This window comes from Mycobacterium sp. (assembly GCF_035697385.1).
GTDB lineage: Bacteria > Actinomycetota > Actinomycetes > Mycobacteriales > Mycobacteriaceae > Mycobacterium.
Window position 1 is genome coordinate 1 of the sequence record NZ_DASSCY010000014.1, and the last position, 23,525, is coordinate 23,525.

Genomic DNA, 23,525 nt, shown 5'->3' on the forward strand with positions numbered 1-23,525 from the left:
AGTGACGGGTCTCGTAGCCGGGATGGCGGGTCGATGAGACTGGTTACTCGGTGCAGCGCTTCGGTCAGCACGATGTCGTTCTCGGCGGCCTTCAGCGCTTTGTTCACGGTCCAGTCCGCTAGGCGCCTGGACAGCGAACGCTTCCGTTGCGATAGTGATGGCGCCTGGTCTCTGGCTTGGTTCATGGCCCACGTCGGGCCAATGTGCGTCGCGGCAGCGCCGAAGAATTCTTGGGGTCGCGCATCTGTGCGACGCAGATAGTCCTGCAGCGCAAGGGCTTCCAGCGCCGCCACCGTCATGCCTTGTCCGTAGATCGGATTGAGGCTGCACAGCGCATCGCCGATCACCAGTAGGCCTTTCGGAAATCGCGGCATTCGGTCGTAGCGCCTCCAGACAGCGCCGGTGTAGCGGAACAGCGACACCTCGCCGATCGGTGTAGCCGCCCGCAGCCCGGCCAGGATAGGCGGTGGCGTGAATTGCTCGGCGAGCGTGAGCATGGCCGAAAAGCTAATGGGCGGCTCGGTGTCAATGGCCGATCGGCCGACCGTCAACATCCAGGTGCCGTTCTCATAGGCGGTCAACGCGCCGCGAGGCTTTCCCTTCCCCGGCTGGATCACCATCATGAGCTTTTCGGAGATCGCGCCGTCAGGGATGCGTAGCAGCTGGCTGGAGTAGGTCGCGTGCGTCGTGCAGTGCAGCTCCGGGGGTCGGCCATAGCCGAGGTTCTCGAGGAAGGCCGGGGTGCGCGCGCCCCTGCCGGTCGCATCGACCACGAGGTCGGTGGCAAGCGTCGTGCCAATACCGTTGTCGCGGTTCACCACCCGAACACCCGTGACTCGATCCGCCGTTGCGGCCACCGGCTCGACCACGTCGCACCTGTCGAGAAATCTCACGTTCTCGAGCGCACCGACGCGCCGGCGGACATGGAACTCGAGGAACGGCCGGCTTGCGGGGTAAATGACCAGCGCCGCCGGATCCTTGAACTTCCCCGAACGATTCACCCCATACGAGCCGATGCGGCTGTAAATCCGAGACAGGTCACCGTCATCCACGACATGCGCACCGGCCGCGACGAACTCGTCGAGGAACCCGGGAAAGAGCTCTTCGAGTACCTGCGAGCCGCGACTCAGCATGCCATGCAGATGGCGTCCCTGCGGGATCCCCTTGCGCTGGACCGGGCTGTCGGGCAACGGGTCCCGCTCCACCACCGTGACCGTTCGGTAGAAGTCCGAGAGCACTCTGGCGGCAAGCAGACCGGCCATGCCTGCGCCTAGAACGACAGCGTGCTCACCGAGCGTGTTCACATGTACCTCTGCCATCGGGCGAGGATAGAACAAAATTAAGAGAAGTAAGAGATTATTAAGAAGTTCCTAAGGTTGCGTATCTCCGCGCAAGGCCTGGCTGATCCGCGCTGCCTGCCGGGTGAGGTGGTGGCGTTCTGCGAGGTTGGAGGCGCACTGAGCGGCGTCGGCGTACAACCGTTCCGCGATCACCAGGTCGCCGGCCTTTTCGTGCAGGTATGCCGAGGCAGCGGTGTGGCGGGGCAGGCTGGGGTCCACGGTGGCCAACGCCGCGAGACCGGCCGCTGGGCCGTCGGCTTCGCCGATCGCGACGGCCCGGTTGAGCTGCACGACCGGGCTCTCGGTCAGCCGCAGCAGCTCGTCGTACCAGCTGACGATCTGGACCCAGTCGGTCTCCTCGGCGCGCGGCGCGTCGGCGTGCAGGGCGGCGATAGCGGCCTGCGCTTGGAACTCGCCGCGTCGGTCGCGAGCCAGCGCTGCCTGCAGGATTTCGACGCCTTCGGCGATGAGCGACGTGTCCCAGAGGGAGCGGTCCTGCTCGGCGAGGGGAACCAGGCTGCCGTCGCGCCGCGTCCGCGCAGGGCGCCGAGCGTGGTGCAGCAGCATCAACGCCAGCAGCCCCGCGGTCTCGGTGTCATCGGTCATTGACGCCAACTGCCTTGTGAGCCGGATCGCCTCAGCGGCAAGGTCGACGTCACCGCTGTAGCCCTCGTTGAAGACCAGATAGAGCACCCGTCGCACGGTCGCCAGGTCGCCGGGCTCGGAGAATCGCACATCGCGGACCGTACGTTTGGCTCGGCTGATCCGCTGCGCCATGGTCGCCTCGGGCACGAGGTAGGCCTCGGCGATCTGCCGGGTGGTCAAGCCACCGACTGCGCGCAGTGTGAGGGCCACCGCGGAGGCGGGCGTCAGCGACGGATGGGCGCATAGGAAGAAGAGCTGCAACGTGTCGTCTGTGGTCTCGGCCGGCCCTGGCGGCGGTTCGACGGCGACCCGCTGCTCCCGGTCCCGGCGTGAGGACTCAGAGCGGTAGGCGTCGAGGACCTTGCGCCACGCAACCGTGACCAGCCAGCCCTTCGGGTCGGCGGGCTGGTCTTCCGGCCAGGTCAGCGCGGCCTGGAGGAGCGCTTCCTGCACGGTGTCCTCGGCCGTCGCGAAGTCAACTCCGCGACGGACGAGGACGCCGATCACCGCGGGAGTCAGCTCCCGCAGCAGCAGTTCGTCCACCGCCTGACCTGGCATGTCCGATCCGATCACTCGGTGACTGTCGGGTGTGCACCCAGGAACGGGCGCACCTCGAGCCACTCATGGATCGGCTTGCCGCCGGCACCGGGGGCCGCCGACAGCTCGCCGGCGAGCTCGAGTGCACGGTCGTAGCTGTCCACGTCGACGATCATCCAGCCGGCGATCAGGTCCTTGGTTTCCGCGAACGGACCGTCGGTGACCGGCGGCCGCCCCTCCCCGTCGTAGCGGACGAACGTGCCCTCGGGCGAGAGCGCTTGGCTGTCCACGTACTCACCGGTGCCCTGGAGCCGGGCGGCGAAGTCGTTCATGTACTGCACGTGGTCCTCGATCTCCTGCGGGGCCCACTGGTCCATCGGAACGTTGTTGACCGCCTCGGGGGCGCCGCGGTAGTGCTTGAGAAACAGGTACTTCGCCATGCTGGGTCTCCTCGCTGTGTGCGGCCCCGGTGGCCGCATCTACCCCTGGGACGGAGCCGCCAGACCGATCTCGACATCCTTCCCCAATCTTCTTCGAAATTGCCCTTCCGTCGCGGCCCGGCCTCGCGCCCGTACAGTGCCTGCGTGACCGAAGCGGATTATCTGCGACTCACGCGCGACGGCTATGACCTCACCGCCTCGGCGTACGCGGAGCGATTTCACAACCATCTGCATGACAAGCCACTGGACCTCGCGATGCTCTCCGCTTTCGCCGGCCTCATCGGTGGCGGCCGCGTACTCGCCGACATCGGTTGTGGCACCGGCGTGACGACGGCGATGTTCGCCCAGCTCGGGCTGAACGTGTGCGGTATCGACCTGTCGCCCAACATGATCGCGGAAGCCCGCCGCATCAACCCAGGTCTGGCATTCCGGGTCGGATCGATGACTTCGCTCGATCTCGACGACGCCAGCGTCGATGCGGTCTGCGCATGGTATTCGACCATTCACCTGCCGGATGAGTTGTTGCCGCAGGCGTTTTCAGAGTTCGAGCGGATCTTGCGTCCGGGTGGCCACGTGTTGTTGGCGTTCCAGGTCGGCGACCAACCGCGCATCCTCACTTCGGCATTCGGCGAAGACGTCGCGTTGACGTTCCACCGGCGCAGGCCGGCCGCCGTCGCAGAGACGCTCGCGGCGGCAGCCCTCCAGCTGTACGCACAACTGGTGCGCGAAGCGGATGACGACGGACTCGAATCGACCCCGCAGGCCTATCTCATCGCCCGAAAACTCTGATCGCCGAACGTTCCTTACGACTCGAAAAATTGCCAAAACATCGAGCGGTAAGGAACGTTCAGCGACTCACGACACTAGGCGGCGATGTCGCGACGGGTCTGCGAACGCTTCTCGCGGCGCCGTTCGCGGACCGCGGCGATGGCCGACTTGAGCCCGCGCCGCTGAGCCGGTTCCAGCTCGCTGAACATCCGCTCGCTGCGGGTCTCCGGCGCATCGTCGGACGTATCGCGCAGGTACTTGTCCGGCAGCGACAGCTTGGCGATGGTGCGCCATGTCTTGCCGTACTGGACCGCGAAGTTGCCTGTCGTATAGGGCAGGTCGTACTTGTCGCACACCTGGCGCACCCGCACCGCGATCTCCTCGTACCGGTTGCTCGGCAGATCCGGGAAAAGGTGGTGTTCGATCTGATGGGACAGGTTGCCGCTCATGAACCGCAGCGCCGGGCCGGCGTTGAAGTTGGCACTGCCAAGCATCTGGCGCAGGTACCACTGGCCCTTGCTCTCGCCGACCATGTCGGTCTTGGTGAATTTCTCTGCGCCGTCAGGGAAGTGGCCGCAGAAGATCACCGCGTTCGCCCAGACGTTGCGGATGACGTTGGCAACCGCATTGGCCTTGAGTGTCGACTTGTAGGTCGCCCCCGGTGACAGTGACGTCAGCGCCGGGTAGACGACGTAGTCCTTGGCCACCTGGTGGCCTGCCTTCACGCCGAACTCACGCACGCGCTTCATCGTGGCGGCGCGGTCGTCGCGGCCCTTGGAGATCTTGCCGAGTTCCAGGTGCTGGAGGCCGACGCCCCACTCGAAGCCGATTGCGAGAAGGGTATTGAACAGCAGGTTGCCGTACAGGTTGAACGGCCTCCACTTGGCGTCGCGAGTGACCCGGATGACGCCGTAGCCCACGTCGTCGTCCATCCCGAGGATGTTTGTGTACTTGTGGTGCATGAAGTTGTGGGTGAACCGCCAGTGCTTGGACGCCCCGCTCATGTCCCACTCCCACGTCGAGGAGTGAATCTCGGGATCGTTCATCCAATCCCATTGGCCGTGCATGACGTTGTGGCCGATCTCCATGTTCTCGATGATCTTGGCCACGCCCAGAGTCACAGTGCCTGCCCACCAGGCGGATCGCTTCGAGCTCGCGGCCAGGATGAGCCGGGCGGTCACCTCGAGCGCTCGTTGGGCGGCGATGGTGCGGCGGATGTAGCGCGCGTCGCGCTCACCGCGGGAGTCTTCGATGTCTTGGCGGATCGCATCCAGCTCGTAAGCCAGATTCTCGATGTCGGCGTCGGTCAGATGCGTAAAAGCCGGAACGTCAGTAATAGCCATCGTTCAGCCTCCTTTCTCATACCTACGCTACCGTAACCTACCAATCCGTAGGTTACCAGTCAGTAAAGCCTAGATGTCGAGCACGCAATTGCCAGACGCTGCGGAAATGCAGGTCTGGACCCGGCTGCCCGGTTCGTGCTCGACGCCGGTCCGGAGGTCGCGGACGTGTCCGTCGACCAAGCTGACGACGCATGACTGGCAGATGCCCATCCGGCAGCCGAACGGCATCTGCACACCGACCTGCTCGCCGGCTTCCATCAACGGGGTCGCGCCGTCGACGGTGAGCTTCTTGCCGCTGCGCGCGAACTCCACCGTGCCGCCCTGGCCACGCGCGGCGGCCTTGGACACCGCGAAGCGCTCCAGGTGCAGCCGATCGGCGATGCCGGCGGTGTGCCAAACGCGCTCGGCGGCATTCAGCATGCCTTCGGGCCCGCAGGCCCAGGTCTGGCGATCGCGCCAGTCGGGCACCTCGTCGTCAAGACCGGACAGATCCAGCCGGCCCTGCGTTCGGGTCGTGCGCAGTCGCAGCCCATACCCTTCGTGCGTGCGCTGCAGCTCGGCGAGCTCGGCGGCGAACATCACGTCGGATTCCGTTGGGGCCGAATGCAAATGGATGACATCGGTGATCTGGTCACGACGCACCAGAGTGCGCAGCATCGACATCACGGGCGTGATGCCCGATCCGCCGGTGATGAACAACACCGAAGCCGGCGCGGGATCGGGCAACACAAAGTTGCCCTGCGGCGCGGCCAGCCGCACGATCGTGCCTGGTGCCACCCCGCCGACTAGGTGGGTCGACAGGAACCCCTCGGGCATGGCCTTGACCGTGATGGTGATGGTGCGACCGCCGCGCGTCGACGCCACGGGGCTCGACGTCAGCGAGTACGAGCGCCAGCGCCAGCGTCCGTCGACAAGTAGCCCGATACCGATGTACTGACCCGGCTGATAGTCGAAGGAAAAACCCCAGCCCGGCTTGATCACCAACGTCGCGGAGTCGACCGTTTCCCGGCGCACCTCGACCACCCGGCCGCGCAATTCGCGCGCCGACCACAGTGGGTTCGCCAGCTTCAGATAGTCGTCTGGCAGCAGTGGCGTGGTGATCCGGGCGGCGATCGTGCGCAGGGCGTTCCACTTGGAGCCGGCGATGGCCGGCCGTTCGGTGTCGCGGACGTTGGCCGAGACTTTGATGGAGTTCTTGGCCATGCAACCTACGGTACCGTAAGTTACGGTCCCGTATCCAGTCGTCAGAGCAATTCGAGCAGGAACGGCAGCTCCTGCGGCGCATACCAGGCCAGGTCGTGGTCCTGCGCGTCGCCTACGACAAGTTCCGCATCCTCATCGCCCAGGTCGGCGGCATCGACGGCCTCGATCGCGGCCAGCACCGCCGACTCGGCGTCGGCGTTGTCGACATATGCCGCAATCACGTCCTCGAAGGCAATCGGACCCGCCACCCGCACCACCGCATCGTCCAGGTCGGGCCGTGCCTTGACCTCCTGCGCATCAGCGACCAGCACCGCTCGTCGCGGCGGCAGACCCGATGTGTCGTCGTCGAGAAGTCGCAGCGACGCCAGCGCCGCGTCACGCAGCGCCACGTCGGCAAGCTCGTCCTCGTCGCCCTCGGCGTAGGACTCCCGCAGTGTGGGCGTCACCGCGAATGCCGTTCCGTTGACGGGGGTCACCGATCGGTCGGCCACGAGGCGCTGCAACATGGCCAGGGTTGCCGGAACGTAGACGCGCACCAGGCGAGCGTAGCTACCTTGCGCCCGGATCCTTTTCCACAGCGATCACGAAGTCGTCGCCGTGTTGCGTGACGCCCGCGACGACCGCACTGTCGACGGCCTCGGCCGCGTACTGCCGCCGCACCACCTTCGGATCGTGGCGCAGGTCCTTGACCAGCGCGACGGACAGCCCGACCATCACGAGGACGAACGGGACGGCGGCGATGATGGTGATCGTCTGTAAGCCGGTCAGCGCGTCGGCGCCGCCGACCAACAGCATCACCGCCGCGACCGCGCCGGTGGCGACACCCCAGAAGATGACCGTCCCGCGCGATGGCTTGATCGTCCCGCGTTCCGATAGCGAACCCATCACGATCGAGGCCGCGTCCGCCCCGGAGACGAAGAAGATCGCCACCAGCACCATGACGAGAATGCTGGCCACCGTCGCGATCGGGAACTGGTCCAGCAGGCCGAACAACTGGGCCTCGGTGCTGCCCTCGCCCGCGAGGTCCACTCCCGACTGCTGACGGTTGATCGCCGCACCACCAAAGACGCAGAACCACACCAACGACACGACGCTGGGCACGAACAGCACTCCGGCCACGAACTCCCGGATGGTGCGGCCGCGCGAAATCCGGGCGATGAACATTCCGACGAACGGTGTCCACGAAATCCACCACGCCCAGTAGAAGACGGTCCACGACTGCAGCCACGTGTTCACGTCGACACCTTCTGCGCCCGTCCGAGCCGACATCATCGCGAGGTCCTGAAAGTAGCTACCGATCGCTGTCGGAAGGAGGTTGAGGATGAAAATCGTTGGGCCGACGACGAATACGAACAGCGCCAGCGTGACGGCAAGAACCATGTTGATATTCGACAGCCACTGGATGCCCTTGGCGACACCCGACACCGCCGACAGCACGAACGCTGCGGTGAGGACCGCGATGATGACGATCAGGATGGCATTGCCGGTTTCACCGATACCCGCGACGATCTGCAGTCCGCTGCGAATCTGCAGAGCGCCCAGCCCGAGCGAGGCAGCCGACCCGAACAGCGTGGCGAAGATCGCCAGCATGTCGATCAGCTTGCCCCACGGCCCATTTGCACGGGAGCCGATCAACGGCTCGAAGGCAGCGCTGATGAGCTGAAGGCGGCCCTTGCGGTAGACGCCGTAACTGATGGCAAGCCCAACAACCGCATAGATCGCCCACGGATGCAGCGTCCAGTGGAACAGCGTGGTCGCCATTGCGTTCTGGACTGCTTCGGGGTTGCCGGCGGCGCCGGTTCCTGGCGGCGGCGTCGCGAAGTGGGTCAGCGGCTCGGCGACGCCGAAGAACATCAGGCCGATGCCCATGCCTGCGGAGAACATCATCGCCACCCACGACAGCGTCCGGAATTCGGGCTCTTCGTCGTCTCGGCCCAGCGGGATCGTTCCGTAGCGGCCGAGCGCCAGCCACAGCACGAACACCACAAACCCAGAGGCGGTGAGCACGAACAGCCAACCGGTGTTGTCCATCACCCAGGTCAGCGCGTTGCCTGAGGCCTCCGCAAGGGAACTGGTGCTGACAAACCCCCACACCAGGAAGCCCGCAGCGATGAGTGCGGTGACGCCGAAAACAATCCAGTCCAGGCCCCCCCGTTCGGTGTAGGCGGCCTCCTCGACCGGCATCTCGAGCACAGGATGCGGGATGACGTCGTCAGACGGCGACTTCAACGCCGCCTCGGTGGCCTTCTTGGTCTTGTCGCTCTTGGAATTGGTCGTCATCGTTTGGCCATTCGACCGTGTCCCGAGTTACGGGTCAAGCGCTGGCGCGAATTGACCGTTTACTGAGCGGCTTCCAGCAACTCCTCGAGCGATTCCCGCAGCAGGCTTGGCAATACACCGACGTCACTCATCGCGTCACGGTCAGCGTTGATGCCGAAGTACAGCATCCCGTTGTAAGAGGTGACGCCGATCGCGAGCACCTGGTTGCTCAGCAACGGCGGCACCGCAAATGTCTCAAGGAGTTTGGTGCCCGCGACATACATCTGCTTCTGAGCGCCAGGCACATTGGTGATCAACAAGTTGAACTGCCGCGCCGAGAAGCTTGTAGCGACGCGAATTCCCATGGCGTGCAACGTCGGTGGCCCAAATCCTGACAGCGTGACGATGGTTCTGGCATCGACGAGGCTGTTCGCCGTCGGATGCGACTCGGTGGCGTGCGCGATTTGCGACAGCCGCACCACCGCGTTGCCTTCCCCCACAGGCAGATCGACCAGGAACGGCGACACCTCATTGATCGCCTGCCCGGGCCCGGTCGTATCCAGGTCGGCGTCGGGATAGACCGACATCGGCGCCATCGCCCGCACCGTTGACGTCGACGTCACCGGTTCGCCACGCGACAGCAGCCAGTTCCGCAACGCGCCGGCAATCACCGCGAGCACTACGTCGTTGACGTCGCAGTCATACCGGGCACGCACCAACCGGTAGTCCTCGAGCCGGCCAGTCGCCACGGTGAATCGGCGGTTGCGCGACACCGTGGTGTTCAGCGGGCTGCTCGGCGCGGTGCCGCGCGCGACCGTGCGCGCGACGTCGGCGACCCGGCGACCAACCGCGAGCAGCTGCCCGCTGTTCGTCGCCACCTCAGTCACCGCGGACCGCACGGCGGCCAGCTGCTCGGCCGGGCGCGTGACCCACTCCCCGATCGCGCCGACCAACAGCCGTTGATCGCTGGGCTCGCGCGCCGGAATCCAGATGTCCTCACCAAACTCCGGGGGCTTCTGGGTGCGGTCGGCGATGACGTGGCCGATCTCCAGCGCGGTCATTCCGTTGACCAGCGCCTGATGCGACTTGGTGTAGATCGCGATGCGGTTGCGGGCCAATCCCTCGACGAGGTACATCTCCCACAACGGCCGCGACTTGTCCAGGGGCCGCGAACCCAGCCGCGCCACCAGGTCGTGCAGTTGCGCGTCGCTGCCCGGCGACGGCAGCGCGGAGCGGCGGATGTGATAGGTGATGTCGAAGTCGGGGTCGTCGACCCATACCGGCCTGGCCAGGCCGAGCGCTACTTCGCGCACCTTCTGGCGGTAGCGCGGGATCTGGGGCATCCGCGCTTCGACGGTGGCGAGCAGCGTTTCGTAACTCAGCCCGCTGCGCGGCTTGCGCAGGATCGACAGCGAACCGACATACATCGGGGTCGAGGTGTTCTCCAGGTGATAGAACGACGCATCCGGCGCCGATAACCTGGTCACCATTGCGGCACGGCCCTCCCCTGTGATGTGTTGTCCCGTTCAATGAACCCCCGGACACGTTATCGGCCGATTCTGCTGTCCCGCATCACGGGTGCATGGAGCCGCCTGCAAGCCGTGCGATCATGAATGAGTCTGCGACTCTCCAGCAGATCCCGTCCCCACGCGCCGACCGCTGGAGAGCATCGATGACCGCATCCCGAATCCCGTCCGAACGCACAACGTTCACGTCGCCGATCATCAACTACGAGCCGGCACCCCTCGGCGCCGCATTGTGCCCGCCGCCCTCACCCGCGGCGCTGCACCGTTCCACCCCGCGCCGGCTCCGGCCTGTCGCATCCCGACCGACAGTTCGGGATCCTCAGCCGCCGCATGTTGCGGTCGCGTTCGCCGACGCGGCGCTGCGAAGGGTGCTCGAGGTCATCGACCGGCGACGTCCCGTCGCGCAGCTACGTCCACTGGTGGCGCCCGTCCTGATCGACGCGGTGGTCACGCTGGCCCGTACACCGCACACCGCCGCGGCGACACTGCGCCGGGTGCGGTTGCGCATGGTCGATGACGAAGCCGCCGAGGTGTTCGGCAGTTACACGCGCGGTCCACGTGTGCGCGCCATCGCCGCGCGCGTCGAACAGCACCGCGACCGATGGAGGATCGTCGCGTTGCAGATCGGCTGACGTCAGCCGCGACGGCCCTTGGTGGACTTGGCCTGCTTGCGCGCGGCTTCCCGCCGTTCGCGGCGTGTGCCGCCGCCGCCCGCAGGCGTGGCATGCCTGCCGCCGCCACCGCCTGAGCGCTGCACCTGCGCCGACCCGTCCTCGGAAGGACCGGTGTACGTCAGCGGCGGCGCTTCGTCGTCAATTCCCTTGGCGCGCAACGGCGAAGGAGTGGGTCGCTCCTTGGTCGCCACACCACCCTGACCACCGTCTTGCGCCTTGGCCGCGGCCGCCGCGGCGAATTCGGCCAGGCCGGTGGGGGTGGCAATGGGTGCCACCGCGGGAGCGGGAGCAGCCTCCACCGTGACGTTGAACAGGAAGCCCACCGACTCTTCCTTCACGCCCTCGAGCATGGCGACGAACATGTCGTAGCCCTCGCGCTGGTATTCGACGACGGGGTCGCGCTGGGCGAAGGAACGCAGCCCGATGCCCTCCTTGAGGTAGTCCATCTCGTAGAGATGCTCGCGCCATTTGCGGTCGATGACGTTGAGCAACACGTTGCGTTCCAGCTGGCGCATCGCGTCCTCGCCTGCGATCTCCTCGAGCTGCTTCTCGCGCTCGGCGTAGGCGCGCTCGGCGTCGGCGATCAACGCGTCGAGCAGCTCGTCGCGGGTCAGCTCGCCGGGCTCACCGACAGCGTCGGAGTCGATCAGGTCGTGGTGATCGATGCCGACCGGGTACAGCTGCTTCAACGCGGTCCACAGGGTTTCCAGATCCCAGTCCTCGGAATAGCCCTCGGCGGTGGCGCCGTCGACATAGGCAGTGACGACGTCGACGAGCATCGTGTGCGCCTGCTCGGCAAGGTCCTCGCCTTCGAGGATGCGGCGGCGCTCTGCGTAGATGACCTTGCGCTGCTGGTTCATCACCTCGTCGTACTTGAGGACGTACTTGCGGGCCTCGAAGTTCTGCTGCTCCACCTGGGTCTGCGCGCTCTTGATCGCGCGGGTCACCATCTTGGCCTCGATCGGCACATCGTCGGGCAGGTTCAGCCGGGTCAGCAGCGACTCCAGGGTCGCGCCGTTGAACCGCCGCATCAGTTCGTCGGCGAGCGACAGGTAGAACCGCGACTCGCCGGGGTCGCCCTGACGGCCGGACCGGCCGCGCAGCTGGTTGTCGATGCGGCGCGACTCGTGGCGCTCGGTGCCAAGGACGTAGAGGCCGCCGACTGCGATGACGTCCTCGGCCTCCTCGGCCGCTTCGGCCTTGACCTGCGGCAGCACCTGGTGCCAGGCCGCCTCGTACTCGTCGGGGGTCTCGACGGGGTCGAGGCCCTGCTCCCGCAGCCGCTTGTCGGCCAGGAAGTCGACGTTGCCGCCGAGCACGATGTCGGTGCCGCGGCCGGCCATGTTGGTGGCGACGGTGATCGCGCCGAGCCGACCGGCCTCGGCGATGATGCCGGCCTCCTGCTCGTGGTACTTCGCGTTGAGCACGTTGTGCGGGATACGGCGCTTCTGGAACTGCCGGGACAGGTACTCGGAGCGCTCGACGCTGGTGGTGCCGATCAGGACCGGCTGGCCTTTCTCGTAGCGTTCGGAGACGTCGTCGACGACCGCGATGTACTTGGCCTCTTCGGTCTTGTAGATGAGGTCGGACTGGTCCTGGCGCACCATCTCCCTGTTGGTGGGGATGCTGACCACGCCCAGCTTGTAGATCTCGTGCAGCTCGGCAGCCTCGGTCTGGGCGGTGCCGGTCATGCCGGAGAGCTTGTCGTAGAGCCGGAAGTAGTTCTGCAGCGTGATCGTGGCCAGCGTCTGGTTCTCGGCCTTGATCTCGACATGCTCCTTGGCCTCGATGGCCTGGTGCATGCCCTCGTTGTAGCGGCGGCCGATCAGGACGCGTCCGGTGAACTCATCGACGATCAGCACTTCGCCGTTGCGGACGATGTAGTCCTTGTCGCGCTGGAACAGCTCCTTGGCCTTGATGGCGTTGTTGAGGTAGCTGACCAGCGGCGAGTTGGCAGCCTCGTACAGGTTGTCGATGCCCAGCTGGTCCTCGACGAACTCGACGCCGACCTCGTGCACACCGATGGAGCGCTTGCGCAGGTCGACCTCGTAGTGGACGTCCTTCTCCATCAACGGCGCCAGCCGGGCGAACTCGGCGTACCAGTTCGACGCGCCGTCGGCGGGCCCGGAGATGATCAGCGGGGTGCGGGCCTCGTCGATGAGGATGGAGTCGACCTCGTCGACGACGGCGAAGTTGTGGCCGCGCTGCACCAGGTCGTCCAGCGAATGCGCCATGTTGTCGCGCAGGTAGTCGAAGCCGAACTCGTTGTTGGTGCCGTACGTGATGTCGGCGGCATAGGCGGCGCGCCGCTCGTCGGGCGTCATGCCGGACAGGATCACGCCGACGTTCAGGCCGAGGAAACGGTGCACGCGACCCATCCACTCCGCGTCGCGTTTTGCCAGGTAGTCGTTGACGGTGACGACGTGCACGCCCTTGTCGCTCAAAGCGTTCAGGTAGGACGGCAGCACCGCGGTCAGCGTCTTACCCTCACCGGTCTTCATCTCGGCGACGTTGCCGAAGTGCAGTGCGGCGCCGCCCATCACCTGGACGTCGAAATGGCGCTGGTCCAGCACCCGCCAGGCCGCCTCGCGGGCTACCGCGAACGCCTCGGGCAGCAGGTCGTCGAGGTCCTCGCCGTCGGCCACCCGCTTCTTGAACTCGTCGGTCTTGGCCCGCAGTTCGGCGTCGGAGAGCTTCTCGACGTCGTCGGACAGGGTGTTGACGTAGTCAGCCACCCCCTTGAGGCGCTTGACCATGCGGCCTTCACCGAGACGGAGCAACTTCGACAGCACGCTTTATCCCCTGTGGGTTGATGGATCTCGTCACGTATTAGACGAGGTCCATGGTAGGTGACCCGTCGAAATAGCTGGTCGATGGCGCTGTAATGCGTCTAGGCGAGCCGAATCAGCCCGTAGTCGTAGGCGTGTCTGCGGTACACGACGCAGGGCTTGTCGCTCTCTTTGTCGTGGAACAGAAAGAAGTCGTGGCCGACGAGCTCCATCTCGTAGAGCGCGTCGTCGACGGTCATCGGCGTGGCCGGATGTTCTTTGGTGCGCACGATGCGGCCGGGCTCGTGGTCGTCGAGGGCATGAAGGGTTGAGCCGTCGGCCGCGCCTTCGTCGGCCTGCTTGGGCGCGTCGAGCATCGCAGCAGCGGCGGTGGCCTGGTGCAGCGAAACGGGTGTTTTGTCGCCGTAATGAATCTTGCGGCGGTCCTTGCTGCGCCGCAGCCGGTTCTCGAGCTTGCACACCGCACCCTCGAGGGCGGCGTAGAAGCTGTCCGCGCAGGCCTCGCCGCGCACGACCGGCCCACGACCGCGGGCGGTGATCTCTACGTGTTGACAGTTCTTGCGTTGGCGCCGGTTGCGCTCGTGGTCGAGTTCGACGTCGAAGAGGTAGATCGTGCGGTCGAATCGTTCCAGGCGTGAGAGTTTCTCTGAGACATAGGTCCGGAAGTGGTCGGGAATCTCGACGTTGCGGCCCTTGACGACGACCTCGGCGTTGGGGGCAGGTTCGGGAGTCTCGTCGTCGACCACCATCGTGCGGGTCGAATCGAGGGAATTTGTTGACATACTTGGCAACTCGTTTCTGTTTCGCGTCCGCACGCTTATGCGTGCCCGGCTTGTCAGAATTGGCGCCGACGGGGGTCTTGCCTATTGCGCGGCCCGCCGGTGCAAGGTGTCGACTACTCACCTCCTACCGCTGGTCGGCGATGTTGGCGCTTCGTGCTGAGCGCCGCCGTGAGGCTTCACGGGTGGTTGGTGCCGACGGTAGTCCGTGTTCACCGGGTAGTGCCAGTAAATTCGCCGACGTGTTTTCAGTTCTTCATTTGGGATTGATCGCGAGGTAATCGCCGGGGCCGTCACGGCGGCTTGTCAGGCGTGCGCGAGCGCAAGAACCGCGACGACGTGCGCTCCGTTCGACTCGAGTACCCGAACCGATTCTGCCGCCGTGGCGCCGGTGGTGACGATGTCGTCGACGACCAGCACGTCCCCAGCGACCACCTTGACGGCTTTGACGCGGCCCGCGACGTTGCGCTGGCGGTCGGTGCTGGACAGGCCGACGGAGTCGCGGGCGAAGGCCCGCATCCGCAGAACCGCCGTGACGGTGATGTCGGAGAGCTCACCCGTCGCGGCGAGCGCCATCTGAGTGACAGGATCGCCCCCTCGGCGCCTGGCGGCCGACCGGCGGGTCGGGGCGGGCACGACGCACAGCGGCGTATCGACGACGCCCCATGTCAGCAGATTGATCAGGCCGAAGTGCAGGGCGCCGGCGAGTGGGTTGATGAGGTCCGCGCGTCCGTGCTCCTTGACGGCGACGATGGCCTCACGGCGCGCCGCGGCGTACCGGCCGAGCGAGAAGACCGGAACGCCGGGATCCAGGCGGGGGGTGATGAGGTGCGGCTGATCGGGCTTGACCGCCAGCTCGCGCATGCAGGCCGGGCACCACCGCGTCGACGGCGCCCCGCAGCCCCCGCATTCGAGCGGCAGGACCAGGTCGAGCATGTCGGCAGTGTGGCAGTGCTCGGTGACATCGATTGCGGGTACTCCATGCGCATGCAAGACAACCGGGAGTCGTTCATCGTCGACTGTCTGGTGAACGCCTTCTCCGATCTGATGAAGGCCGATCCGGACGGTTTTCGAACCAAATTCCGCAAGATGGCCGCCGACCCTTTCGCGTTCTACCGTGGCAGCGCGTGCGTCTTCTACGCCGACGTCGCCGACCGGGAGGACCGATGGGCAGACGAGCGAACGTCGCGAGTGTGGATCCAGGGTGATCTGCACGCGGAGAACTTCGGCACCTACATGGACGGCTCCGGCGTCCTTATCTTCGATGTCAACGACTTCGACGAGGCGTTCGTCGGCCACTTCACCTGGGACCTGCAGCGGTTCGTGGCCAGCGTCGCGCTGATGTGCTGGCAGAAGGCGCTCTCCGACAACGAAATCAGCGCGCTGATCGAGACTTTCGTCCGTGCATACGTCGACCAGGTCCGGTGGTTCACCGAAGTGGAGGACGACTCGTCGTTCTCGTTGAACCTCGAGACGGCCCGTGGCGCAGTGCTTTCGGCGTTGCACTCGGCGCGGCTGTCGACGCGACCGCAGATGCTGGACCGAATGACCAAGATCGACGACACCGACCGCCGCTTCCGGGACGTGCCAGGCGTTCGCCACCTCGAGGACGCCGAACGCAAGACGGTCGAGGATGCATTCGGCCGCTACCTGGAGACGATTCCGAAGACCAAGCGGTTCCGCGGCATCGCCTACGACATCAAGGATGTGATCGGCAAGACCGGCATGGGCATCGGCAGCGCGGGCCTGCCCGCGTACACCGTGCTGATCGAAGGGTTCAACCAGGCGCTGGACAACGACGCGGTGTTGTCGATGAAACAGGGCAACGTCGCCGCGCCCAGCCGCGTGATCGACGACCGCGATGTCCACGACTACTTCAAGCATCACGGGCATCGCACGGCGGTGTCCCAGCGCGCGCTACAGGCCCACGCCGACCCTCTGCTCGGCTATACCGACATCGACGGGGTCGGCTTTGTGGTGAGCGAAATCTCGCCCTACGACGCCGATTTGGACTGGAGCGAGCTCACCGAACCCGACGAGCTCACCGAAGTCATCGAGCAACTCGGGCAAGCGGTCGCCAAGGTGCACTGTGTCAGCGACACCGACAGCGATCAAACGCTTGTCGACTTCCAGACCGAGGAAGCCATCGACGCGGTAATCGGCGATCGGATCGACGATCTCGTCGACGACATGGTGTCGTTCGGGCTGGAGTACGCCGCCGTGGTGCGTGACGACCACCGCCACTTCGTCGAGGCGTTCCGGGAGGGGCGGATCCCTGGCATCACGCCGACATGAGGGGCTTGGCTACCGTGGCGCCACGATGCCGTTGTCGTAGGCGTAAACGATCGCGGCGGCGCGGTCGCGCAGGTCGAGTTTGACGAAGATGTGGCCGATGTGGCTCTTGACGGTGACGCCCGAGATGGACAGTTCGTCGGCGATCTCGGCGTTCGAGCATCCCTTGGCGATCAGCGTCAGCACATCGAGTTCACGCGCCGTGAGGTCGACGAATCCGCCGGTGGGCGCTGGCTTCGCGGCTTTGCGGTAGGTCGTCAGCACTCGCGCGGTCACGGCCGGGTCGAGGTAGCTGTCGCCCCTGGCGACCGCGCGGACGGCACGGATCAGTTCCTCGGCCGAGGAGTCCTTGAGCACGAAGCCCGATGCCCCTGCGCGCAGCGCGCCGGAGAGCAACTCATCGTCGTTGAACGTGGTCAGCGCCAGGACGGGCGGGCCACCCCGGGCCGACAAAATGCGGGTCGCTTCTATTCCGTCGACGCGTTTCATCCGCAGGTCCATCACCACGACGTCCGGTCGATGCCGCGTGATGGCGTCGGGTACTTCGTCGCCGTCGGAGCATTCTGCGGCGATCACGAAGCCGTCCTTGCGGCGCAGGATCCGGCGCAACCCTGAGCGCACCAGATCCTGGTCGTCGACGAGTAGCACGGAGATTTCGGTGACGTCGTCGGTCATGAGCCGCAAAACCATCCCGAACGCAGGCCGTCGGCCGCACCCAACGGGATATCGGCCTTGACCGCCCACCCGTCGCCCGAGGGCCCGATGTCGATGTGTCCGCCGAGCAGCTCGACGCGTTGGCGCATGCCGCGCAGCCCACGTCCTTCCGATGCGGCGGTCGCACCCACCGAAACGGGCAGCTGATTGGTGATGGTCAGCATCGCGGAAGTATGTGAGATGACCAGCGTGACAACGGATTGCGCGTCGGGCGCGTGTTTGGCGATGTTGGCCAGCGATTCCTGGGTGATGCGATAGAGGGCCAGGCCGACGGCGCCCGGCACCCGGCTGACAGGGCCGTCGACATGCAGCGTGACGTCCAGGCCGGCCCGTACGAAATCTTCGACGAGAATTGTGATTTCGTCGATACCGGGTTCGGGCGACCGCTTCATCGGTCCGTCGTCGAGAAGCCCGACCGTGCGGCGGATGTCGGCCATCGCCTGGCGGCCGAGTTGTTCGGCCTGCTCGAGCGCTTCGACCGCGTCGTCGACGTCGCGATCTTCCTGAAGCCCGCGGCGGGCCGCGGTGGTGTGCAACAAGGTGACGGAAAGGGAATGGGCGATGACGTCGTGTACCTCGCGGGCGATGCGCCGGCGTTCGTCGGCAGCGGCATGCTCGGCGAGTTGCGCCTGCGCTTCCTGCTGTTTGATCATCAGCTGCTGCTGGGTGCGCATGAGATAGCCGACCAGCCAGCCCATTCCGAGAAAACTTAGATACAGTGCGACCGCGTCGACCCGATGAAGCGCTGAAGCAGTGAGCAGCACGGCTGCGGCCGATGCGGTAGCCAGGAGCCCGCCGAGAATGTTCGTGAGAGAGCCGACCACCCCGGCCGTCAGCACCAACAGCAGAGGGGCGAAGTCGGCGGTGACCGGAGTCGAGGTGGCGAACAGGAAAATCGCCGCGGACACCGTCCCGCTGGCCCACAGCACGGGCGCTTTGAACGTCACCTTGATGCCGTGGACCATAAACGAGACAAAGGGTGCCACGGCAGCCACGATCGCGATCAGCGCCGCGGGCAGATCCGCGGTCGGTCGTTGCAGCGTCGCGATCAGGACTATGCCGGTGATGGCCACATCGACGGTGACGACAAAAGCCCAATTGAAGCCGAGCGGGATCAGTTCGCCCCGTTGGCGGATCCGTTCCCGCACGTAGCCTGTCGCCGCGCGCAGCATCGTTTGATGGTAGAAGACTCGGCCACCACGTCACATGATGCTGCGGTCGGGACTGCAGCTCCGACCGTGGTAGGAGACAAAAACCAGTCTGCGGCACGACGCGCAACGGCATCGCGGCTTCGTAGCGTCGAGCCATGACATGGTCACTACTGCACGAGCGGATGGCCTTCATGGCCGACGTGATAGACCGCGCGGCCACCGATCCCGAGGCGGCCCTGGCATTGAACGGCAAGGCTTCCGAGGTGGACCGGCTTTTCGGCGGCGAAGAGGGCCTGCTGTTGTCGCTGCGTCACCGGTGGATGACGATGCTGGCCGCACGACTGGATCAGGCTGCCCACGAGGACGTGCCGGCCGCTGTGGCGCGCGCCGAACTGGCCGCCGCCAACCCCGGCCTGCGGGCCCTTCTCGACGCGGCTGCTCTGCGGTCGGTGCGGGTCAGGGCGCTCGAGCACGGCGAGCAGCGCATCGTCGATCTTTACACCGGCCCGGCTGCCGGCCAAACCGTTGCTTGATGCGGCCGCCATGCTGGCGCGACTCACCAGCCGCTACGCCATATGGGTCGTAGTCTTCTGGGTAGTCGCCGCAGGCGCGGCCAACCTGGCGGTGCCACAGCTCGAGCGAGTCGTCGAAACCCACTCACGCTCGTTCATGCCCGCCGACGCGGTCAGTTCGCGCGCTGCGGAACAAGCCGCCAAGCTGCTCGGCGAGCAGCCGAGCAACAACCTCAATTATGTTGTGCTGGAACGTGATCAGCCCCTGGGCGAGCTGGATCGCGGGTTCTACCACCGGCTGGTCGAAACAATGCGCGCCGACGCCGAGCACGTGTACTCCGTGACCGACCTGTGGTCCGATGCGGCGACCGCGGCCGCGGCGCAGAGCGAGGACCGTCGCGCAGTCACCGTCATGACACGGCTTTCCGGGATGATCGGCTCCACACAGGCGACCGATTCGGTGAGCGCTTTGCGCGAGACCGTCGCCCGGCTCGACCCGCCGCAGGGTTTGCACGTGTACGTCACCGGGCCCGGCGCCACGATCACCGACGAGTTCACCGCGATCGACCGGCAGATGCTCGGCATCACCGCCGCGACCGTCGGCCTGATCCTTGTCCTCTTGCTCATCGTGTACCGATCGCCGGTCGGTGCGGCGATCCCGCTGATCTCGGTGGGCCTCGCCCTGGCGCTGGCACGGCCGATCGTGGCAATCCTTGGCGATACCGGCCTCGTCGAAGTGTCGCTATTCTCGGTTGCGCTACTGGCGGCGATGGTGCTGGGCGCAGGCACCGACTACGCGATCTTTCTGATCGGCCGCTACCACGAGGGACGCCGCCGAGGAATCGGGGTGCAAGCGGCCCTGACGGACGCCTACCGTGGTGTCGCTCCGGTGATCGCCGGGTCGGCGCTCACGATCGCAGTCGCTTTGGCGTGCCTGAGCTTCGCCGATATCGGCATGTTGCGTAGCGCCGGAATCCCTTGTGCGGTCGGCATTCTGGTGGTGATGGCCTCCTCTCTGACCCTCACTCCGGCGTTGATGGCTGTGGCAGGCCGGCTTGGCCGGATCGAGCCACGCCCCTCGACGAACACGCGCCGCTGGCGGCGCATCGGAGTCAGCGTGGCACGCTGGCCCGCGCCGATCCTCACCGCCAGCGGAGCGCTGATCGTCGTCGCTGCACTGCCGCTGACCGGGCTGCAGATCGGTTGGAACGAGCCGGCAGCCACGCCGGCGGCAACCGAATCCAATCGCGGCTATGCGGCCGCCGCGCGGCACTTCCCCACCAATCATCTGCTGGCCACGGTGGTCACCGTCGCCGCCGACCACAACATCCGCAACCCCGCCGGGCTGATTTCGGTTGAGCGAATCACCCGCCAGATCATGGACATACCTGGCGTTCGGATGGTGCAGTCGGCAAGCCGCCCGGCAGGCACGGTACCTGACGAGGCCACCCTGAGCGGGCAGGCCGGTGTCATCGGTGGCCAGTTCAACACCATGGTCGACGCGCTCACCGAACGGCTGGGCCGCGTCGATGAGCTCGACTCCGCGCTCGCGTCGATGTCCACAGCGGTGGGCCGGCTATCCAGTGGGCTGCAGGGCAGCGCCGCGGGGCTCAGCGAGATCGGCTCGGCGGCCGAAGACATGCGCACCGGGATGGCGGGTTTGCAGACCAACGTGACGTCGGTGTCGGGTTACCTCGACCCGCTGCGTGGCTTCGTGTCGTCGACTCCGGACTGCCCAGCCAATCCGATCTGCTCGGTAGTGGCCCGCGTGGTGCAACCAGTCGATGATGTGGTGCGCAGCTCGGCCCAATTAACCAGCGGCGCAGACAAACTCACCGACGGGTCGACCGCGGCGACCAGCTCACTGGCCGGCCTTCCCGCAGCAACGGACGTGATGGCCGAACAATTGCGGCAGGCCCGCGCCGCTACCGCGGACCTGTCCGCGCTGGCGTCATCGCTGGGGCCGCAACTGCGTCAGCTGACCGACTACCTGCAGGAGATCGCCACCCAGTTTCGCGACAGCGCCGCGGGTGGCTTCTATATGCCGCAACGCGCGCTCGCCGATCCGCGGCTGCGGGCGGCGCTTGACCGATTGATGTCTGCTGACGGGCGAGCGACGTATCTCCTGGTCTACGGCGACGGGAATGAATGGAGCGGTGACGGCGCTCAACGAACCCGCCAGATCCACACGGCGGTGCGCGAAGCCACCAAGGAAGGTACCTTGACGCCGACCGCTGTGCATCTCACCGGCGTCGGACCGGTGACCCACGAATTGCAGAGCCTGATCAACCGCGATCTCACGCTGCTGGCGCTGTCCACTCTGGCATTGATCTTCCTCATCGTCGCGCTGCTGTTGCGCAGTCCCGTCGCCGGGATCGTCGTCGTGGGCACCGTCGCGCTTTCCTACGCGTCTGCGCTGGGCGCCAGCATTCTCATCTGGCAGCACCTGCTCGGACATGATCTGCACTGGGCGGTGGCACCGATCTCGTTCATCGCATTGGTCGCGGTGGGAGCGGACTACAACCTGCTGCTGGCCATGCGGATTCGCGAAGAGTCGTATGCCGGTCTGGGGACCGGAATCATTCGCGCATTCGGCGCCACCGGAGGTGTCGTCACCACCGCAGGCATCGTCTTCGGCATCACGATGTTCGCGCTCGCCAGCAGCAGCGTGCTCAGCATCGCTCAGATCGGCACGACGGTCGGTGTCGGCCTGCTGCTCGACACGCTCATCGTGCGCACATTCGTGCTTCCGACGGTGGTGGCGTTGCTTGGCCGCTGGTTCTGGTGGCCGGCCCAGATCGCCCGTCAGCCAAGGACGATCGAATCGCCTTGAACCGTGACGGCTTGTGACTCCAGCGGTTTCGTGGCCGGGCCGTTGGCGACGGTCCCGTCCAGGTTGAACTTGCTGCCGTGGCACGGACAATTGATGGTTCCACCCGCGACCTCGTTGACCGCGCAGCCGGCATGTGTGCAGGTTGAGGAGAATCCTTTGAACACGCCTGCCGACGGTTGCGTGACAACGACCTCGTCGACAACGACACCCGAACCAACTGGCACATCGGCGGTTTTGGCGATGACTTCGGCTGTCGGCCCTGGCGCGCCAGTACCTGGCGTCGATTCGACGCTCGATGTGGCCGACGTACCCGCGGCTTCTGGCTTCTTGCCGTAGGTGGTGCACGCCGCGAGCGCCGTCGCAACCAGGCCAAGGCCAGCACCGAGGATCACCTTCTGCCGCGAGATGCGCAGATCAGTAAGAGACATCGAAAGCCTTTCCATTAGAGGGTGATTCCGGTGGTCTGGAAGAACCACAGCGCCGACGTCAACCAGACATAAACAAGGCCGAAGAAAACCAGGCCGCCTGCGACCGGAATCACCCACCCGCGAAGGCCTTTGCGGGTGAGCAACAGCATCTTCGTCACAAACGCGCCGTAGAAGAAGCAACCGAACAGCGAGTGGAACAGCACCCGGGTGTCCGACGACTGAAAGCCGAGCGCGTAAAGGCAGTGCACCGCCACCGGCACGCTGGCCAGTACCGCCAACCGGCCTGACCACACATGCGCGGTGCCGATCCATGACGGCGCCTTTCCGCCAGGAATCAGCCTGTACATCGCGAACGCGGACACCAGCTGGAACAGCGCCAGAGTCACGGCCAGTGTCGCGAGCCACGACTTCACCGCGGTGCCGCTGGAGAATCCCGCCACGCTGATGGAAAAGAATTGTGGTTCATGGATTTTGCCGAAGACGCCGAGTCCGACGGCGACGAACGCACCGAGCACGACGGCCACGATGACCGCAAGGCCGCTACGTGGTGAGCCCGTCGCGACGGCCTGCGTCCGCGCCGTCGGGTCAGACATCGCTGTCCCCATCGACGCGAGTCGCGACGACCGTGCGGCCGTTGATGACCGACGTGCCGTCAAGGGACAGGCCGGGCGCGCGCACGGTCGAGCCATCCGGGCGGCGCTGCACTCCGGTGACGCCGCCTTCGCCGTCGATGATCCAGCTGTTGCGAACGCCGGCGTCCTCGTAGACGTACAGCCCGGCGGGTGGCTGTGCGGGGTCGGCCTTGAAGTCCCACTTCTTCTCGCCGATCCACAGCGTCCCGACCACCGCGCTGCCCTCGAGGCGGCCCTCGAGCCGGCTTGCCTTGTCCTTGCTGAGCAGGGAGACGGCGCCGTTCAGTGCGGGTCCCCGCAGCCATACCTCGACCGTGTTGCCGTCGCAGGCGTAGGCGATCGCCTTGTCACCCTCGACCGAGATGTCCAGTGTGATGGTGCCGGTGGCCGTCGGGACCTTGGCGACATAGTCGGCCTTGGCGGGGAATGCCACCGGCGCAGGCGTAGGCGGAGCGGGTGGCTGCGGCGCGGGCGCGGCCGTGGTGGTGGACTGCGCGATCGGCGGGCCCGGAGGCGCCGGTGCCGGCTCCTGCTTGGAGACGTTGACCAACCAAATGCCGATCCCGAGCGCGGCAACCGCGCCGAGGGTCACAAGAGGACCGCGAATTTTCATGTTCCACTCCCTGGCTGTCAGCAAACGCCTTTGACGCTGCTTTGTCT

At 65.9% G+C, this 23,525-nt stretch carries 21 protein-coding genes; 5 read left to right on the forward strand and 16 right to left on the reverse strand.

All coding sequences use genetic code 11. The annotated features are described in order from the left end of the window. From VFH65_RS01365 to VFH65_RS01375, 3 genes are all read right to left on the reverse strand, one after another. A partial coding sequence (locus VFH65_RS01365) for an FAD-dependent oxidoreductase (RefSeq protein ID WP_353319333.1) occupies positions 1 to 1,319 on the reverse strand: 1,319 nt, incomplete at its 3' end. 51 nt (positions 1,320 to 1,370) lie between these two features. After that, entirely contained in the window at positions 1,371 to 2,528 is a 1,158-nt protein-coding gene (locus VFH65_RS01370) for an RNA polymerase sigma factor (RefSeq protein ID WP_353319355.1), read from the reverse strand. Between the two features lie 26 nt (positions 2,529 to 2,554). Further along, on the reverse strand, positions 2,555 to 2,962 hold the full coding sequence (locus VFH65_RS01375) for a YciI family protein (RefSeq protein ID WP_353319334.1): 408 nt from the start codon (positions 2,960 to 2,962) through the stop codon (positions 2,555 to 2,557). A gap of 144 nt (positions 2,963 to 3,106) precedes the next feature. Between VFH65_RS01375 and VFH65_RS01380 the strand changes: the two genes are divergently transcribed. Continuing rightward, positions 3,107 to 3,751: a class I SAM-dependent methyltransferase gene (locus tag VFH65_RS01380; RefSeq protein WP_353319335.1), complete on the forward strand. Its 645-nt coding sequence runs from the start codon at positions 3,107 to 3,109 to the stop codon at positions 3,749 to 3,751. Positions 3,752 to 3,825: 74 nt separating this feature from the next. On the opposite strand, the gene VFH65_RS01385 is transcribed toward VFH65_RS01380, so the two are convergent. The 5 genes from VFH65_RS01385 to VFH65_RS01405 all read right to left on the reverse strand — a co-directional run bounded on the left by VFH65_RS01385 (position 3,826) and on the right by VFH65_RS01405 (position 10,025). Then, positions 3,826 to 5,073, reverse strand: coding sequence for a fatty acid desaturase family protein (locus VFH65_RS01385; RefSeq protein ID WP_353319336.1), 1,248 nt, complete (start codon positions 5,071 to 5,073; stop codon positions 3,826 to 3,828). 69 nt (positions 5,074 to 5,142) lie between these two features. Further along, positions 5,143 to 6,276 carry a ferredoxin reductase gene (locus VFH65_RS01390; RefSeq protein WP_353319337.1) on the reverse strand — a complete coding sequence of 378 codons (1,134 nt, stop codon included), beginning with the start codon at positions 6,274 to 6,276 and terminating at the stop codon, positions 5,143 to 5,145. Positions 6,277 to 6,317: 41 nt separating this feature from the next. Continuing rightward, positions 6,318 to 6,815, reverse strand: a complete 498-nt coding sequence (locus tag VFH65_RS01395; protein WP_353319356.1) for a DUF6912 family protein — start codon at positions 6,813 to 6,815, stop codon at positions 6,318 to 6,320. 10 nt (positions 6,816 to 6,825) lie between these two features. Then, positions 6,826 to 8,556, reverse strand: coding sequence for a BCCT family transporter (locus VFH65_RS01400; RefSeq protein ID WP_353319338.1), 1,731 nt, complete (start codon positions 8,554 to 8,556; stop codon positions 6,826 to 6,828). A 59-nt stretch (positions 8,557 to 8,615) separates the two neighbouring features. Beyond that, positions 8,616 to 10,025, reverse strand: a complete 1,410-nt coding sequence (locus tag VFH65_RS01405; RefSeq protein WP_353319339.1) for a WS/DGAT/MGAT family O-acyltransferase — start codon at positions 10,023 to 10,025, stop codon at positions 8,616 to 8,618. A 182-nt stretch (positions 10,026 to 10,207) separates the two neighbouring features. Between VFH65_RS01405 and VFH65_RS01410 the strand changes: the two genes are divergently transcribed. Continuing rightward, positions 10,208 to 10,693 (forward strand): Rv3235 family protein, encoded by a 486-nt coding sequence (locus tag VFH65_RS01410; RefSeq protein ID WP_353319340.1) that lies wholly within the window; start codon positions 10,208 to 10,210, stop codon positions 10,691 to 10,693. 2 nt (positions 10,694 to 10,695) lie between these two features. Here VFH65_RS01410 and secA read toward each other — a convergent pair whose 3' ends face one another. The 3 genes from secA to VFH65_RS01425 form a co-directional block, all read right to left on the reverse strand. After that, complete coding sequence (gene secA / locus VFH65_RS01415) at positions 10,696 to 13,527, reverse strand: preprotein translocase subunit SecA (RefSeq protein ID WP_353319341.1); 2,832 nt, start codon at positions 13,525 to 13,527, stop codon at positions 10,696 to 10,698. Between the two features lie 98 nt (positions 13,528 to 13,625). Beyond that, a complete protein-coding gene (gene hpf / locus VFH65_RS01420) occupies positions 13,626 to 14,273 on the reverse strand; it encodes a ribosome hibernation-promoting factor, HPF/YfiA family (RefSeq protein ID WP_353319357.1) in 648 nt (215 codons plus the stop codon). Positions 14,274 to 14,609: 336 nt separating this feature from the next. Further along, positions 14,610 to 15,239, reverse strand: a complete 630-nt coding sequence (locus VFH65_RS01425) for a ComF family protein (RefSeq protein ID WP_353319342.1) — start codon at positions 15,237 to 15,239, stop codon at positions 14,610 to 14,612. A gap of 51 nt (positions 15,240 to 15,290) precedes the next feature. Here VFH65_RS01425 and VFH65_RS01430 point away from each other — a divergent pair, with 51 nt between their 5' ends. Next, positions 15,291 to 16,598 carry a DUF2252 domain-containing protein gene (locus tag VFH65_RS01430; RefSeq protein WP_414688332.1) on the forward strand — a complete coding sequence of 436 codons (1,308 nt, stop codon included), beginning with the start codon at positions 15,291 to 15,293 and terminating at the stop codon, positions 16,596 to 16,598. Positions 16,599 to 16,607: 9 nt separating this feature from the next. On the opposite strand, the gene VFH65_RS01435 is transcribed toward VFH65_RS01430, so the two are convergent. Together VFH65_RS01435 and VFH65_RS01440 are read right to left on the reverse strand one after the other, a co-directional pair. Next, a complete protein-coding gene (locus VFH65_RS01435; protein ID WP_353319344.1) occupies positions 16,608 to 17,270 on the reverse strand; it encodes a response regulator transcription factor in 663 nt (220 codons plus the stop codon). Beyond that, positions 17,267 to 18,481 (reverse strand): sensor histidine kinase, encoded by a 1,215-nt coding sequence (locus VFH65_RS01440; RefSeq protein WP_353319345.1) that lies wholly within the window; start codon positions 18,479 to 18,481, stop codon positions 17,267 to 17,269. The genes VFH65_RS01435 and VFH65_RS01440 overlap by 4 nt, the downstream gene beginning before the upstream one ends. A gap of 134 nt (positions 18,482 to 18,615) precedes the next feature. On the opposite strand from VFH65_RS01440, the gene VFH65_RS01445 reads away from it, so the two are divergent. Beyond that, positions 18,616 to 18,993 carry a hypothetical protein gene (locus tag VFH65_RS01445; RefSeq protein ID WP_353319346.1) on the forward strand — a complete coding sequence of 126 codons (378 nt, stop codon included), beginning with the start codon at positions 18,616 to 18,618 and terminating at the stop codon, positions 18,991 to 18,993. Positions 18,994 to 19,003: 10 nt separating this feature from the next. Continuing rightward, entirely contained in the window at positions 19,004 to 21,805 is a 2,802-nt protein-coding gene (locus VFH65_RS01450) for an RND family transporter (RefSeq protein ID WP_353319347.1), read from the forward strand. Here VFH65_RS01450 and VFH65_RS01455 read toward each other — a convergent pair. The 3 genes from VFH65_RS01455 to VFH65_RS01465 are packed head-to-tail and all read right to left on the reverse strand — an operon-like array spanning position 21,778 to position 23,478. Continuing rightward, on the reverse strand, positions 21,778 to 22,233 hold the full coding sequence (locus tag VFH65_RS01455) for a ubiquinol-cytochrome c reductase iron-sulfur subunit (RefSeq protein WP_353319348.1): 456 nt from the start codon (positions 22,231 to 22,233) through the stop codon (positions 21,778 to 21,780). The genes VFH65_RS01450 and VFH65_RS01455 overlap by 28 nt on opposite strands. A gap of 14 nt (positions 22,234 to 22,247) precedes the next feature. Continuing rightward, positions 22,248 to 22,826: a DUF6529 family protein gene (locus tag VFH65_RS01460; RefSeq protein ID WP_353319349.1), complete on the reverse strand. Its 579-nt coding sequence runs from the start codon at positions 22,824 to 22,826 to the stop codon at positions 22,248 to 22,250. Beyond that, on the reverse strand, positions 22,819 to 23,478 hold the full coding sequence (locus tag VFH65_RS01465) for a hypothetical protein (protein WP_353319350.1): 660 nt from the start codon (positions 23,476 to 23,478) through the stop codon (positions 22,819 to 22,821). Before VFH65_RS01465 ends, VFH65_RS01460 begins: the two co-directional genes overlap by 8 nt. Positions 23,479 to 23,525 lie beyond the last annotated feature (47 nt).